General features: G+C 71.5%; 12 protein-coding genes and 1 pseudogene. 5 read left to right on the top strand and 8 right to left on the bottom strand.

The genetic code is table 11. The features are described 5' to 3' along the window. Positions 1 to 2 precede the first annotated feature (2 nt). Positions 3 to 3,077 carry an AfsR/SARP family transcriptional regulator gene (locus ACZ6TD_RS04155; protein ID WP_471350639.1) on the bottom strand — a complete coding sequence of 1,025 codons (3,075 nt, stop codon included), beginning with the start codon at positions 3,075 to 3,077 and terminating at the stop codon, positions 3 to 5. Between the two features lie 256 nt (positions 3,078 to 3,333). On the opposite strand from ACZ6TD_RS04155, the gene ACZ6TD_RS04150 reads away from it, so the two are divergent. Next, positions 3,334 to 3,864, top strand: a complete 531-nt coding sequence (locus ACZ6TD_RS04150; RefSeq protein WP_471350636.1) for a GNAT family N-acetyltransferase — start codon at positions 3,334 to 3,336, stop codon at positions 3,862 to 3,864. 44 nt (positions 3,865 to 3,908) lie between these two features. On the opposite strand, the gene ACZ6TD_RS04145 is transcribed toward ACZ6TD_RS04150, so the two are convergent. The 7 genes from ACZ6TD_RS04145 to ACZ6TD_RS04115 form a co-directional block, all read right to left on the bottom strand. Continuing rightward, positions 3,909 to 4,319: a VOC family protein gene (locus ACZ6TD_RS04145; RefSeq protein WP_471350633.1), complete on the bottom strand. Its 411-nt coding sequence runs from the start codon at positions 4,317 to 4,319 to the stop codon at positions 3,909 to 3,911. Between the two features lie 195 nt (positions 4,320 to 4,514). Further along, on the bottom strand, positions 4,515 to 5,060 hold the full coding sequence (locus ACZ6TD_RS04140) for an MPN domain-containing protein (RefSeq protein ID WP_308280267.1): 546 nt from the start codon (positions 5,058 to 5,060) through the stop codon (positions 4,515 to 4,517). Positions 5,061 to 5,267: 207 nt separating this feature from the next. Next, complete coding sequence (locus ACZ6TD_RS04135) at positions 5,268 to 6,149, bottom strand: helix-turn-helix domain-containing protein (RefSeq protein ID WP_471350629.1); 882 nt, start codon at positions 6,147 to 6,149, stop codon at positions 5,268 to 5,270. After that, the gene (locus tag ACZ6TD_RS04130; RefSeq protein WP_471350626.1) at positions 6,146 to 6,853 is read right to left on the bottom strand and encodes a peptidoglycan-binding protein; all 708 of its coding nucleotides are present in this window, start codon (positions 6,851 to 6,853) and stop codon (positions 6,146 to 6,148) included. Before ACZ6TD_RS04130 ends, ACZ6TD_RS04135 begins: the two co-directional genes overlap by 4 nt. Positions 6,854 to 7,323: 470 nt before the next feature. Beyond that, positions 7,324 to 8,853, bottom strand: coding sequence for an L-piperidine-6-carboxylate dehydrogenase (amaB, locus tag ACZ6TD_RS04125; RefSeq protein ID WP_471350624.1), 1,530 nt, complete (start codon positions 8,851 to 8,853; stop codon positions 7,324 to 7,326). A gap of 23 nt (positions 8,854 to 8,876) precedes the next feature. Then, entirely contained in the window at positions 8,877 to 10,274 is a 1,398-nt protein-coding gene (gene hglS, locus ACZ6TD_RS04120; protein ID WP_471350621.1) for a 2-oxoadipate dioxygenase/decarboxylase, read from the bottom strand. 29 nt (positions 10,275 to 10,303) lie between these two features. Continuing rightward, entirely contained in the window at positions 10,304 to 11,476 is a 1,173-nt protein-coding gene (locus ACZ6TD_RS04115; protein ID WP_471350619.1) for an NAD(P)/FAD-dependent oxidoreductase, read from the bottom strand. A gap of 445 nt (positions 11,477 to 11,921) precedes the next feature. Between ACZ6TD_RS04115 and ACZ6TD_RS04110 the strand changes: the two genes are divergently transcribed. From ACZ6TD_RS04110 to ACZ6TD_RS04095, 4 genes and pseudogenes are all read left to right on the top strand, one after another. After that, the gene (locus ACZ6TD_RS04110; protein WP_471350616.1) at positions 11,922 to 12,491 is read left to right on the top strand and encodes a CGNR zinc finger domain-containing protein; all 570 of its coding nucleotides are present in this window, start codon (positions 11,922 to 11,924) and stop codon (positions 12,489 to 12,491) included. A 110-nt stretch (positions 12,492 to 12,601) separates the two neighbouring features. Further along, positions 12,602 to 13,159, top strand: a complete 558-nt coding sequence (locus ACZ6TD_RS04105; protein ID WP_471350613.1) for a TetR/AcrR family transcriptional regulator — start codon at positions 12,602 to 12,604, stop codon at positions 13,157 to 13,159. A 7-nt stretch (positions 13,160 to 13,166) separates the two neighbouring features. After that, positions 13,167 to 13,277: pseudogene (locus tag ACZ6TD_RS04100) on the top strand (aldo/keto reductase); the annotation flags it as partial. A 134-nt stretch (positions 13,278 to 13,411) separates the two neighbouring features. Next, on the top strand, positions 13,412 to 14,431 hold the full coding sequence (locus tag ACZ6TD_RS04095) for an NADPH:quinone reductase (RefSeq protein ID WP_471350610.1): 1,020 nt from the start codon (positions 13,412 to 13,414) through the stop codon (positions 14,429 to 14,431). Positions 14,432 to 14,490 lie beyond the last annotated feature (59 nt).

Genomic DNA, 14,490 nt, shown 5'->3' with positions numbered 1-14,490 from the left:
GATCAGGGGCTCCACCAGACCCAGGACATCTCGGCCTTGCGCCGGCACGCGCGGGCTCTGTCCGGCTGCCCCAGTTGCTCCAATGCCTGGCCCAGCACACTCAGGATCGACCCGCGGCGCCACTTGTTGCCGATGGAGCCGAGCGCCAGTGCCTGCTCGGCATGGGTGGCCGCCTCGGCCGGGTGGTTCGCTGCGAGGTACACCTCGGCGAGCCGGGCGTGGGTGGAACCCTCCCAGAGCGGTTGCCGGTTGTCGCGGAAGGTGCTGAGCGCCTCCAGCAGTTCGCTCAGTGCCGCGGCATGCCGTCCTGCCCGGTGCAGAGCGATTCCCAGGGCGAGTTGGCCATTGGCGATGCGCCAGGTGCTGCCCAGGCTCCGCCGGAGGTCGACTCCCCGCGTGGCGAGGTCGACGGCGCTGTCGGCCCGGCCCGTGGCGGCGTGTACACGGGAGAGATTGGACAACACACTGGCCACGCAGGCGAGGTTGTCGTCGGCCCGGAAGCCGCGCAGCGCCTCGCGGAGGTGTGTTTCCGCGTCGTCGTAGCGCTGCTGGTAGATCGCTACGACGCCACGTACGTTCAGAGCGTGGCAGGCGGTGGTCGGATCTCCCGCGGCAGTCGCGAGCAGGCCCGCGCGGCGGGCTTCGTCGTCGGCCTGCTGCTGGCCCCTGGCGACGGGGAACATCCCCGCCAGCGCCAGGCGGGCCCGGCCCTCCGCGGCCGTGTCCCCGGCGATGTGGGCGGCGTTGCCCACCGAACGGGCCGCCGCCTCGTACTGGAGGTAGTGCGTACCGGACTCGACCAGGTCCCGGGTGACCAGGAGGAGGTCCGCCGCGCGGCGTACGGCGCCTCTCTCCAGGGACTTGGCGCCTTGCTGGGCGCAGGTGAGGAGGCAGTCCGCTTCGCTGAGGAGCCAGTCCAGCGCGGTGCGGGCGCCCCCGAAGTCCTGCCCGGGGTGGTCGGTGGACATCAGGTGGCCGACGAGCCGGTCTCCCGGTCGCCCCATGGCGTACACGCGTGCGGCCGAGGCCACGTAGAAGTCCCGCATGCGCGACATCGCGGCCGCTCGGCCTGCCGGCGGCTCATCCCGCTCGGCGCGGTCGCGCGCGTAGATGCGAACGAGGTCGTGGTAGCGGTAGCGGCCGGGCTCGGGCGAATGCAGCAGGCTGGTATCGACGAGTGACTCGAGTAATCGCTCGGCCTCCTGCGTGGTGACGCCGAGGACGGCCGTGGCCGCGGCCAGGGAGATGTCCGGCCCATAGGTGAGCGCGAGCAGCCGGAAGGCCCGTGCCTGCGAGGGTCCCAACTGCGCGTATCCGAACTCGAAGCTCGTCTTGACGGCCAGATCCCCGGCTCGCAGCTCGTGCAGGCGGCGGTGGGCGTCGGCCAGGCGGTCGGTCAGGTTGCGCACGGTCCAGGCCGGGCGGGTCGTCAGCCGGGCGGCGGCGATCCTGATGGCCAGGGGCAGATAGCCACAGGCGGCGACGGCCCTGCGGCAGGCGTGGGGCTCGGCCGCGGCCCGCTCGTGGCCGATGATGCGGGTGAACAGGGCCAGCGCCTCGGGCTGGTCCATGGTGCTGAGGTCGACCACACGGGCGCCGTCGAGCCCGGTCATGGGGGTGCGGCTGGTGATCAGCGCGGCGCAGCTCGGAGAGCCGGGCAGCAGCGGGCGGACCTGTGCCGTGTCGTGGGCGTTGTCCAGCAGGACCAGCACCCGGCGGTCGGCCAGGACCGAGCGGTACAGCGCCGCTCGCTCGGGCAGCCCCTCCGGGATCTCCGCGGGCGGGGTGCCCAGCGCACGGAGGAATGTGCCCAGTACGGCCGCGGGGTCGGCGGGCTGGGCGTGGTGGCCGATGAGATCGACGAACAACTGCCCGTCGGGGAAACGCTCCCGGACCGCCTGCGCGACGCACACGGCCAGGGCCGTCTTGCCCACTCCGCCGAGTCCCTGCACCACGGAGATCGCCATCACCGTCCCCTGGGCGAGCAGCAGGCGCTTCCGCAAGGTGTCCATGACGGCGGCGCGTCCGGTGAAGTCCGCGAGCTTCGCCGGGAGTTGCGCCGGACGTGGCGCGGGTGTGGCCGTGGGCACGGCTTTGGCCTCGGCCGGGAGCCTTCGTGGCCCGGCGAGCGTGGGGTCGGCGCGCAGGATGCGCTGATGGAGCCGGGCGAGTTCCGTGCTGGGCGCCACGCCCAGTTCCTCGGCCAGGAGGCGGCGGGTGTCGGTGTACACACCCAGCGCCTCCGCCTGTCGGCCGCCGCGGTAGAGCGCCGTCATCAGCAGCGTGCGCAGCCGCTCCCGCAGCGGGTGCTCCGCGGTCAGCGCGGTCAGCTCCGACACCGCATCGGTGTGCGGGCCCAGTTCCAGGTCGAGTTCGAGGCGCGCCTCCAGCAGGGACAGGCGCCACTGCTCCAGACGGGCGCGCTGGGCCTCGGCGTACGGGCCGGGCACTCCGGCCAGCGGTTGCCCCTCCCACAGCTCCACCGCCATGTGCAGCAGCTTCCGCGCGCCGGTCAACTCCCCTTCCGCCCTGGCACGCTTCGCTCGTGCCTCGTAGTCCTCGCACAGCTCGAGGTCCAGTGCCCCGGGCCGTATCCGCAGTACGTACCCTCCCGCCTCCGACACCAGTACGCCGGGCCCCAGCGCTCGGCGAATACGGAAGGCGTGGGTGCGTAAGCTGGCGATCGCCTGAGGTGGCGGGGTGTCTCCCCACACTCCGTCGACCAGCTCGCTCGCGGTGGCGGTGCGTCCCCGCAGCAGGAGCACACACAGCACGGCGCGCTCCAGCGGCCTGAGGGCCGGAAGCGCCTGCTCGCCACGCCGGATGCGAACGGGCCCCAGTACGGCGAACCGCAAGTCTGAGCCCGCGCCACCGGATGCCGAGGGACCGCGGTGCTGCTGGGGGAGGGGGAAACCGAGGCGTTCCAGCGTCGCGCCGAACATGTCCTCCAGCACGCGTTGGCTGGACAGCCCCGGATATGGCGGATCAGGCTCACGCCATCGGTGGAATTGCCGGGCCGTCACCTGCTCCGGCTCTCCCAGACGGGCGGCGACATTGGCGTAGACCGCGAGAAACACCGCGGGGTGACTCCACTGACGCTCTTCGCACAGTCGCCCGAATACGGTGTGCCCCAATGCCGCCACGTCCCGGTGCCGCCGATTTCGTTCTGCCAGACGCTCGAAAACACCGTAGCCCCAGGCTGTACCACGCGCAGCACACAACCAAGCGAAAGTCTGACGCGAAACTCCCGCCGCCCGGGGAATTACGCAATCCGCTTGAACGCCTCTTCGATCGACCGGTGGTTCCGTGCATTTTTCTGCCTAGACTTCCGCCGTGAACGACACCACTTACACCATACGGATCAGACCGGGCAATCCGGCCGACGCACCGGCGGTGCTGGACATGCTCGACGCCGCGGTGGTCTGGATGAACGATCGCGGCAACACGGAGCAGTGGGGCACGATGCCGTACTCGCGGCGGCCCGGCGGGGTGGCGCGGGTCGAGCGGTATCTGACCGAGAACGCTCCGTACATCGCGGAGCTGGACGGGGCACCCGTCGGAGCCCTGGTGCTGGACTCCGGGCCCAGCCCGCAGATGCCGATCTCCCCGGCCGACGAACCCGAACGATACGTGCGGCTGCTGGTCTCCGACCGACGGCACGCCGGCCGGGGCATCGGGGCGGCGCTGCTGGCCCATGCCGCGGAGGAGACCCGGCGCGCCGGGGTGGAACTGCTGCGGGTCGATTGCTGGGCGGGTGGCGGGGGCGAACTGGTCGCGTTCTACGAGCGCAACGGTTTCACGCCCACCGAGCGCTTCCTGTCCGGGGCGTGGCCGGGGCAGGTGTTGGCGCGGCGGGTCGACTGACGTGTGCGGGGCGCCGCCCCGTACGGCCGGCGCCCCGGGCCCCGTTACGCGTCGTCGGTTTCGGCGGCCGGGCGGGGGCCGCCGAAGCCGTGGGCGGAGAGGTCGAACCAGTTGCCCTCCGGGTCGATGGCCCGGTACTCGGCGAACGGGCGGTTGGTGAAGCGCTCGGCGGGTTCATCGGCGCCCGAGGCGACCAAAGCGGCGGATATCTCGGAGGTGTCGGCGACGTGGAAACCGAAGTGGTTCATGCCGGGCGGGGTGTCGCCGTCGAGTTGATGCTTGATGAGAGCGAGGGTGAGATACCCGTCGGAGAGGAAACAGCTGCCATCGGGGTCCCGGTGGAAGAGCTCCATGTCGAAGATTCCGCTGTAGAACTCGGCCAGCTTCTCGGGGTCACGGGCGACAATGGCCAGGTGCCGCAGTTTGGGCCTGTCCGGGGTGGACGCGTCAGACATGGGCAATTCCTCCAGTGGTCGTAAACCGGCGGGGTGGCCGGTCGGGGTGGGAATCATGGTGTGGAATGCGGTGATCCGTCAGGCGCCCGGTCGCCATCGGCGCTCAAGCGTCACCGGCGCCCAGGCGTCATCGGCTCCCGCGCGGAAGAGCTCACAGCCCTTGGACCCGCTCGTCGTCAGTCGCGGTCATCGGCCTCACACCCCGACCACGGCCCTGGTCCGTATCCGCAGGGGGAGTTCGGCGCACGGAAGGTGAGGGCTCTCGGGCGGGGGCGGCGCCCAGGCGGCGAGGGCGTGGTACATGACGTCGCCGCGACGTTCCAGGTAGCAGATGAGGTTGACGGGCCAGCCGGTGTTGCCGAAGACGTGCTGATCCATCGGGGTCGGGCGCTCACTGAGGATGAGCTGCCGCTCCTCCGGCGGGCCGATGCGATGCCAGTCGGGGTGCATATGCACGGACCCCAGGATCTCCAGACCGTCGGCTTCGGCCTCGCGCGAGGCTCTGAGCAGGTCGTGGGAGTCGATCCACCAGCCGCGCGTCTCGTTCTCGTACGCCGGGCCGAAGAGCGGCACGATCGACTCGGTGAACTCACGGCGCGCGGCCGGGTCGGTGGTACGGGCATTGCGGCCGAACGCGACGCGTTCGACGGTCAAGGTCGCCTGGTCCGCCGAACCCACGAGGAGAGCGAAGCACGGCAGCGGTGTTTCGGAGGTGATGCGCTGGTACTCACCGACGGCCACCTCGAGAAATTCATCGAGTGCCGGATTCTCTACCAGGACAACATTCACCTAAGTGCGACGCGCGCATGTCAAACCACCTATGGGGTGTGGATGTCGAACGCGGTGGGGGAGCGGAGCCGTCGTACTGTACCCCGGTATTCTTTTGGGCTCAAACGGCATCCATGGCTTCGGCCCTGGCCGGGACCCGCGCGCATGGGCCCCGTCCGGTCAGCGGGTGAAGCACTCCCGGGTGCTGTGGAGTCTCGGTTCGAAACAGACCCGCAGCTCGGTGAGGTCCGTGCCGTCGACCATGGGTGTGAAGACGTAGTCCTGTGCGTCGTAGGTGTCGGTGACCTCGGCCCGCTGCGGCCTGCCGCCATCGGCCGACACCTCGATGACGTTTCCGATGTGCGAGTGCCAGATCCGCGCCCATGCGGCGGAGCACGCCGCGCTGTATCTGAACTCCAGCCGGGCGCCGGTGGAGGTGCGGAGCGGCGAGCCGAGCGCGCGGACCCCTGAGGGCGTGCCGCAGCCCATCAGGCCCGGGTCCTTGCCGACACAGCCCTGAGCACGGCAACCGGGGGCCGGTGGCGCGGTGGACGCGGGTTCGTGCGCCGCGGAGTCGCTCGATCCCGTGTTCGCCAGGACTGCCACCCACACCGCTGCCACGGCGGCCCCGGCCACACACGCGGCGACGCCGACAGCGGCCCATCCGCGCAACCCGATGCGCCTGCCGTGTCGTTGGTCCGGCTCGGCCGGATGCGGCGACCGGCCATGGCCGCCCATGACATCGGGCTCCGGTCGCGCCGTAGCGTGTGCGGTCGCGGGGCGTGGCGTGCTGCCCGCCCGGCCGCTCCACTCGCCGTCCGCCAGCTCCCACAGCGCCAACAGGCGCCCGGGCGGCTCTCTCGCCATCGTGCACAGGGCTTCGACCGCTTGGCGCGGGGCGAGTTGCTTGCCGTTGAGATAGCGCTCCCAGGAGGACTTGCTGTACGTGGTGCGCTCGGCCAGCGCCGCCATGCTCAGGCCCGTACGCGCCCTGAGCTCGCGCAGCCCGGCGGCCAGGCGGGCGCAGGCGGATGCGGTGGCGGGCGGTGTGGTGTCCTTCATCCTCGGAGCACCTGCCAGGTGTGCGGGCCGACGATGCCATCGGGCGGCAGCCCGGATTTCTTCTGGAGTCGTTTGACGGCCCGTGTGGTGTGCTCCCCGTAGACGCCGTCGGCGCCACCGGGGTCGAAGCCCAGGTGGCGCAGGAGGCACTGGGCTTCCACGACGTCCCAACCCGGCTGGGAGAGGACGGCGGTGCGGGTGGTGCTGTAGCCCGCGTAGCTCCGTCCGTGCTCCCGCTTGACGGCGCAGGGGTAGGTCTTGCCCGGCCTGTAGGCGAAGGTCCCATGAGAGGGCCCGGCCGCCGCGCTGGGCTTCGTTTCGGCCGCGTCCTTCCCGCTGCCCCCTCCGTCGTTCCAGGGCGCCGCGATCAGCAGTCCGACGAGCAGGGTGCCGAGCGCCACGGCCGCGCAGACGCCGATCAGCACTCCGCGGCGTACGCCCCTTGGCCCCGGCGTGTCCGCCGACGCCGGCTGGTCCCCCGACGCCGGTACGTCCGACCCCGCTGCCTTCTCCCGCCACGCGGCCTCGGCCACCTCGTGGAGCACCAGCAGGCGTGTCGGCTCGACGCCGCCCACCCGGGCCAGGTCCTCCACCGCCTGCCGCGGCGGCAGCGCCTTCCCATTGAGGTAGCGCTCCCAGGAGGAGCGGCTGTAGCCGGTCTTGGACTCCAGCGACGGCAGTCCCAGCCCGCTACGGTCCTTCAACCGGCGCAACTGCACAACCAGTTGCCGGACCCGGTCATCGAGCGAATCCGGTAATGGCCTCCAACGCGACATGTTCCACCCCATACGCATTGAGTCCCGCGAGCCCGGATTATCCACCTCCCGTGAGCTCTGGGCCGGTGCTTTAAGCCCTCTTGGTTCTCCCTGCCCTGCCCCACCGCACGCCCTTCGGTCGGCGTGCGCCCCGGAGCCCGGCTCAGCGCGTCCCAGCGGTGCGTTCTCGCGGACGGCATCCGCGCAGGTCAGCGCGTGGGACGTCCCCCGAACTCCGCAATGTGCCGCGGGCCCTGGCGAGTAGCCGGGGTGGGGCGGCAGTCTCGGTACCGCACGGCGGGCGGCGCGGTCCACCCCGCGCCGCCCCACCACCCGCCACACCCCACCACGACGGCGGTCCGTCCTTCACGGGGGGAAGGACGGACCGCCGTCCGCGCATGAGTGAGAGAGGTGCCTGATCAGAGGAAGCTGACGCCCTGGGCGAGGGAGAGCTCGCTGGAGTAGTTGATGGTGTTGGTGGCCGGGCGCATATACGCCTTCCAGGCGTCGGAGCCGGACTCCCGGCCGCCGCCGGTGTCCTTCTCGCCGCCGAAGGCACCGCCGATCTCCGCTCCCGAGGTGCCGATGTTGACGTTGGCGATGCCGCAGTCGGAGCCGGCGGCGGACAGGAAGATCTCGGCTTCCCGCAGGTCGCGGGTGAAGATGCTGGACGACAGGCCCTGGGGGACGTCGTTGTGCAGGGCGATCGCCTCCTCCAGGGTGTCGTACGTGAGGACGTACAGGATCGGCGCGAAGGTCTCCTCCCGTACGACATCCGTCTGTGCGTCGACGCGCACGAGGACCGGCTCGACATAGGCGGCCGCGGGGGCGGCCTCGGCCAGGCGCCGGTTGCCGCCGGCCAGGATCTTGCCGCCCTGGGCCTGGACGCGGGTGAGGGCGCTGTTCATGGTGTCGAGGGCCGCGGGGGAGATGAGCGGGCCGACCAGCGTGGTGTCCTCGAACGGATTGCCGATGGGGAGCTTGCCGTAGGCGGCGGTCAGCCGCTCGACGAGGGTGTCGGCGATGTCGCGGTGGACGATGAGGCGGCGCAGCGTCGTACAGCGCTGGCCCGCGGTGCCGGCCGCGGCGAACACGATGCCCTGGATGGCGAGGTCGAGGTCGGCGGACGGGGCCACGATCGCCGCGTTGTTGCCGCCGAGTTCCAGCAGGCTGCGGCCGAAGCGGGCGGCGACGCGGGGGCCGACCTCGCGGCCCATGCGGGTGGAGCCGGTGGCGCTGACGAGGGCGACGCGCGGATCGTCGACGAGCTTCTCACCGACCGCGCGGTCGCCGAGCAGGAGACGGTGTACGTCGCGGGGCGCGCCGGCCTCCTCGGCGGCCCGGGCGAGCAGGTGGTCGCAGGCCAGGGAGATCAGCGGGGTGAGCTCCGAGGGCTTCCAGATGACGGTGTCGCCGCAGACGAGGGCGACGGCGGTGTTCCACGACCACACGGCGGCGGGGAAGTTGAAGGCGGAGATGACGCCGACCACGCCGAGCGGGTGCCAGGTCTCGGCCAGGCGGTGGCCGGGGCGTTCGGAGGCGATCGTGCGGCCGTACAACTGCCGGGACAGGCCGACCGCGAAGTCGCAGATGTCGATCATCTCCTGGATCTCGCCGAGCGCCTCGGAGCGGATCTTGCCCGCCTCGATGGTGACCAGGTCGGCCAGGTCGCTCTTGTGCTCGCGCAGCAACTCGCCGAGGCGGCGGACGAGTTCACCGCGGCGCGGCGCCGGCGTGGTGCGCCAGGTCAGGAAGGCCGTACGGGACGCCGCGATGGTGTCTTCGGTGTCGGCGTCGGTGGCGGCCGTCAGCCCGAAGAGGTTCTCGCCCGTGAGCGGTGTGCGGGCGGAGAAGTCGCCGCCCTCGGCCACGTCGGCGCCGACCTTGTCGAGGGCGGCACGGGCGCGGGCGCGCAGGTGGTCCGTGGTGGGCAGTGCGGTGCCGGTCATGGTGGTCCTCCGGGGGTGAGGGGTCAGCCGAGGGTGCCGGTGAGGCCCAGTTCACGGGCGACGTGTGCGAGGGAGTCGCTCTGCTGCTGCGCGTACAGGGCGAAGGGGTCCAGGACGTCGCGGCCGATGGCGCCGGAGAGCCAGTCCGCGTCGTAGGCGGTGCCCTGCTGGTCGCTGTGGCGGGTGCCCTCGCCGCTGAGGTTGGACTGGAAGATGCCGGCGGCGGAGCGGGGCAGGAAGTCCTCGTAGACGATGGGCTCGGCGCGCACCCAGCCCTGCCGCAGCAGCTCGCCGACGCCCGTGGGCGGCCCGCTGCCGCCGTGGGGCCGGTCGGGGTGGAGGTGGTAGGTGAAGTAGGCCAGCCCCTTGGCGGCGAGCTCCTGTTCGGTGCCGGGCAGGTGCCGCTCCCACACGGCGCGCGCGATCTCACCCCGGGACGCCGAGGGGTTCTGGGACGCCTGCTCGTCCACGTGGCCGAGGAGTTCGTCGTAGAGGGCGCGGCCCTCGCGGGTGAGGGCGATGCCGCGGGCCTCGACCTCACCGAAGCGGACCCGCAGGGCGCCGCTGATGACACTGCCGTCCGGGGTCCGCATCGCGCGGGGTTCGGCCAGGGCCCGGAAGGAGGTCTGCCGCAGCAGCACGTCGGGGCCCTTCCAGCCGGGCGGGCCCTGGATGGTGTCGATCATCTCGATACCGCGGTCGGTCATGCGCCGGTACAGCTCGTCGATGTCGAGGACGCGCGGGGTGAGGTGGTTGATGTGGGTGCTGCGCACACCGCCGATGTCCGCGGCCACGGCGGAGATCCGCTCCAGGGTCTCGTACCAGCTCTTGTCGACCGGCTCGGCGGACAGCTCGAATGCCCGCACGGCCAGGTGCAGGAACCGCTCGGCCTCCTCCCGCGGCAGCTCCCGCTCGGCCGTGGCACGGTCGGCCAGCGCGAGCAGCTCGGGGGGAAAGAGCTCGCGGTCCGCGAGGAAGGCTTCCAGCCGCGAGCGCAGCTCGGCGTCGAAGAAGCGGGGGTCGGCCGGGGTGAGCAGGGAGGTGAACACCCGGAAGGGATTGCGCGCCAGTTCCTCGCCGTCCACCGGCCGGAAGGCGGTGGAGACGACGGGGACGGCGCTGGCCGCGGCCTCCCGCAGGTCGTAGAAGCCCACCGGGTGCATGCCCAGGGCGCCGAAGATCCGCGCCACTTGACCCAGCTCCCGGGGCGTGCCGACACGGATGGCCCCGTGCCGCTCGGCGGTCACCCGGCTGATGGACCCGAGGCGTGTCGCATCGGCTCCCCGCGCGCGCAGGACGTCCTCGTTGACCTCGCGCGAGACGTCCACGAGCGTGGTGTAGGCGGGAACCTCCTGCCCGTACATCTCCGACAGCCGCGCCGCGAACGCGGCCCTCAGCTGCCACTGACTGAGCGTTGACATGGTTCGGCCTTTCGATCGGGGTTCACGGTTCACACCACGTGTGCTTCGGGGCGGGCCCCGGCGCCGCGGCGGAACCGGTCGGCGCTGAGCGGGGAGATGTCGGTGAACGGCTCCCGCTCCAGGTACAGATCGCGCACGACCTCGCCGACCGCGGGCGCCTGAAGGAAGCCGTGGCCGGAAAACCCGGCCGCGTACAGGAAGTTGGGCAGCTCGCCGGAGCGGCCGATCAGCGCGTTGTGGTCCGGTGTGACCTCGTACAGACCGGCCCATCCGCCGACGGTCTCCAGGCCGGCCAGTGCCGGGGCGCGGTGGCGGGCGACGGTGCGGAACAGCTCCAGCCACTCCGGTGTCCAGGTGGTGTCGAAGCCGTCCTCCTGGTCGGGGTCGGCCAGCCCGAGCAGCAGACCGTCGTCGCTGTTGTGGAAGTAGGCGGTCGAGGAGAAGTCGATGGTGAACGGAATGCGCGGGGCGGTCGGCGCGGTCGGCGCGGTGAACGCCAGTTGCCGCTTCACCGGCCGGACCGGGAGGTTGACACCGGCCATCTCCCCGATCCGTGCCGACCAGGCCCCCGCCGCGCAGATCACGGTGGAGCATGCGATGTGGCCGTGGCTGGTGCGCACACCGACGACCCGGTCCCCGGCCGTGTCGAGGCCGGACACCGCGGTGTGGGTGGCGATGGTGACGCCGGCCCGCGCCGCGGCCCGGGCGTACCCCTGGACGACCAGTCCGGGGCGGGCGTGTCCGTCGGCCGGGGAGTACGCGGCGGCCACGAGGCCGTCGGTGCTGAGGTAGGGACACAGGCGCTGGGCCTCGTCGGGGCTGATCATGCGGCTTGGCACGCCGAGGCTGTTCTGGAGCTGCACCCCGGCCTCGAAGTCACTCGCCTGCTGTGCGCTGTCGAGCAGGAAGAGGTAGCCGACGGTGTCGAGCCGGATGTCGGCGCCGGGCCGGTGGCGGAACTCCTGGTAGGCGCGCAGGCTGCGGCTGCCCAGCTCGATGTTGAGCGGATCGGAGAACTGGGCGCGTACGCCGCCGATCGGCTTGCCCGAACTGCCGCAGCCGAGGTCGCCGCGCTCGACGACGACGATGTTCGTCACCCCGGCCTCGGCGAGGTGAAACGCGGTGCTCGCACCCATCACTCCACCACCGATGATCACAACGTCGGTGGAGGCGGGAACGGTGCGGAAGGCGGAGGAGGACAACAGACCACTCCCTTCCAGAAGCCACTTCACCGGGCGAGGAGGGCCATGCCCAGGGGCGGCAGGGCTGTCAGGACAGAGCGATGCCGATCAGCTATCTCCGCGTCATCGTGCAGCACAGCAAACGTTGACGTCTACCAACGGTCCATGCTCTTGATCTTTTAGGACCCCTATAGGGACTGGACGAGTGCGCAGCCGCGCTCGCCGGCCCTGCACGCCGAGCGCATCCTCACCACGGAGGCCGAGGCCGTCGAAGCGCTGGAGCGCACCCGGCAGCAAGGGCCGCATCGGCCCGTGATCACTGTGTTACCTGTCAAGCGGGTAACGACGGCGGGGGCGGCAGGCTGGACTCGATCAAGGCGATTCCCGTTCTCCCTGGTGAGGCAAGGAGAGCCTTCCGCCAGGATCGGGCGTCGACAACCGGGACGTCACCCGGCAATATGGTCACGTGGATGAGTTCGTCTTTGTGAGCGGTCGCCTCTGCCTCGACCTGGCGGGCACGAAGCTGTGGCGACGCAGCCTCCGCACGGAGCTGCTGACCTCCCCGAGCGACGTGAGCCGCTGGATCCGCGAGGCGGAGCTGCTGGACGACCCCGGCCCCATGGACACTCGCGGGCTGGAGCGGGTCCGCCGTCTGCGGGAGGCGGTCTACGCACTGGTGCGTTCCTGGCCTCCTGGGGACCCCTCGGATGCCGAGTCCAGGGACGCCCTCGCCGAGGTGAACGACGCGGCCCGGCTGCCGCTCCCCAGGCATCAGCTCGACGTGTCGGGGCGGCTGACGCGGACGGGCGGCGTGGACGAGGTCCTCGGTGCGGTGGCCCGCGACGCCGTGGACCTGCTGAGCTCGGCCCAGCTCGCCAAGACCAAGGAGTGCGCGAACCCCGACTGCACGCGTCTCTTCGTGGATGTGTCGCGCTCCGGAGCCCGGCGGTGGTGCGGGATGGCGGAGTGCGGAAACAAGCACAAGGCCGCCAGCTACCGGAAGCGGAAGAAGCAGCAGGCCGTCATGGAAGCCTGAACCTGAAGCCTGCCGCCCTGAGACCGTCTGTTTCCGAACCACAAAAGGAGCAGCGATTCTGTTAGTGTGCTTCACAAGCAGAACCACTATTCTTTTTGTGGGGGTGTGCGGTGCCGCGGCTCACCGACGCGCGCAAGGAACTCCGGCGTGCCCAGATCGCCGAGGCCGCCGTGCGCTGCTTCGGCCGCAACGGCCTGGAGCGGACCTCGATCGCCGACATCACGGCCGAGTCCGGCCTCTCGGCCGGCTCGATCTATGCGCACTACCGCAACAAGGCCGACCTGGTCCAGGCGGCCGCCCGCGAGGTGCTCGCCAAGCGTGCCGAGGTCCTCGGCGAGTACGCCGCGAGCGACACTCCGCCCGGCCCCGACGAACTGCTCGCCCGCCTGGTCGCCGCGATCGACGCCGCCGAGGCCCGGGTCGGCGTGCAGACCTGGGGTGAGGCGACCACCGACCCGGCCATCCGCGACATCGTCCTCGACATGACGGACCGGATGCGGGCGATGCTGCACGACTGCGTCACGGCGTGGCTGGTCAAGGTCGAGCATCACGAGCCGGCCGGGGCCCGGGGCCGCGCCGCCCCGATCGCCCACCGGGTGATGGCGCTCTATCAGGCCGAACTGCTGTACAGCGCCTTGCGATCACCGACCGGGGAGACAGCGCCTTGACCTCCCCGAGGGCGACCAGGTCGTCGACCTCGACGACCAGCTCGTGATGATGACCGCGCTGCGCGACGAGGGCAAGGTCGGCGCGATCGGCCTGAGCAGCGTCACCCTCGACGCCGTCGAGTCCCGCTCCAACGAGGTCCCCATCGGCTGACCGGAACCAACGCGACCAGGGTCGCGACCACCGCCGGACGGCCTGACGGAACGCCAGGCCGGGCCGGGAAACCCCGCTCCACCAGGCTCTGAGGACGGATCATGAAAGCCATCATCTACCGCGACACCGGCGACGCCGACGTTCTTCAGTTCGTCGACCGTGACCTGCCCGCGCCCGGCCCCGGCGAGGTGCGCGTCCGGATCGTCGTGTCCGGGATCAACCCGACCGACTGGAAGGCCCGCTCCGGCGCGACCGGCCCCAAGCACTTCCCCGAGGTCACCCCGCACCACGATGGCGCCGGCACGATCGACGCCGTCGGTGAGGGGGTCGACCGGAGCCGGGTCGGTCAGCGGGTCTGGCTGTTCCTGGCCGCCGCCGGGCGGCCCACCGGTACCGCCGCCGAGTTCACCGTCGTGCCCGCCGAGCGGGCGGTGCCGCTGCCCGACGAGGCCGGTTTCGACGCCGGGGCCTCACTCGGCGTCCCCGCGCTCACCGCGCACCGCGCGCTCACCGTCGCCGAGGACGGACCGCGCCGGCTGCGGCCCGGGGCGCTCGACGGCAAGGTGGTGCTCGCCGCGGGCGGGGCCGGGGCGGTCGGGCATGCGGTGATCCAGCTCGCCCGATGGGCCGGCGCCACCGTGATCAGCACGATCAGCCGCCCGGAGAAGGCCCGGCTGGCCACCGCCGCCGGGGCCCACCACGTGATCAACTATCGCGAGGGCGACCCGGCCGCCGAAATCCGCGAGATCGCCCCGGACGGCGTCGACATCGTCGCCGAGGTGGCGCTGGGCGCGAACCTCGCACTGGACATGGCCGTGCTGAGGACGCGCGGCACGATCTCGACCTACGGCAACGACGGTGGCAAGCCGGTCGAACTGGACGTGAGGCGGAACATGATGCTGAACACACGCTTCCAGTTCGTGGTGCTCTACACGGTCGGTTCAGAGGCGCTCGCCGCGGCCGTCGAGGACGTCGCCGCCGCGGTGCGCGGCGGCGCGCTGCCGGTCGGCGAGGAGCACGGCCTGCCGCTGGTCCGCTTTCCGCTCGATCGCACCGCCGACGCGCACCGAGCGGTGGAGAGCGGCGCGGTCGGCAAGGTCCTGGTGGACGTCACGTCGTGATGTCCGGTCGGCCGCCGCGCGAAGGTCCGGGCAGAACGGCATGGCTCGAGTTCACCATC

Source organism: Streptomyces yongxingensis (assembly GCF_055597465.1).
This window is presented reverse-complemented; position numbering and strand designations above follow the sequence as displayed.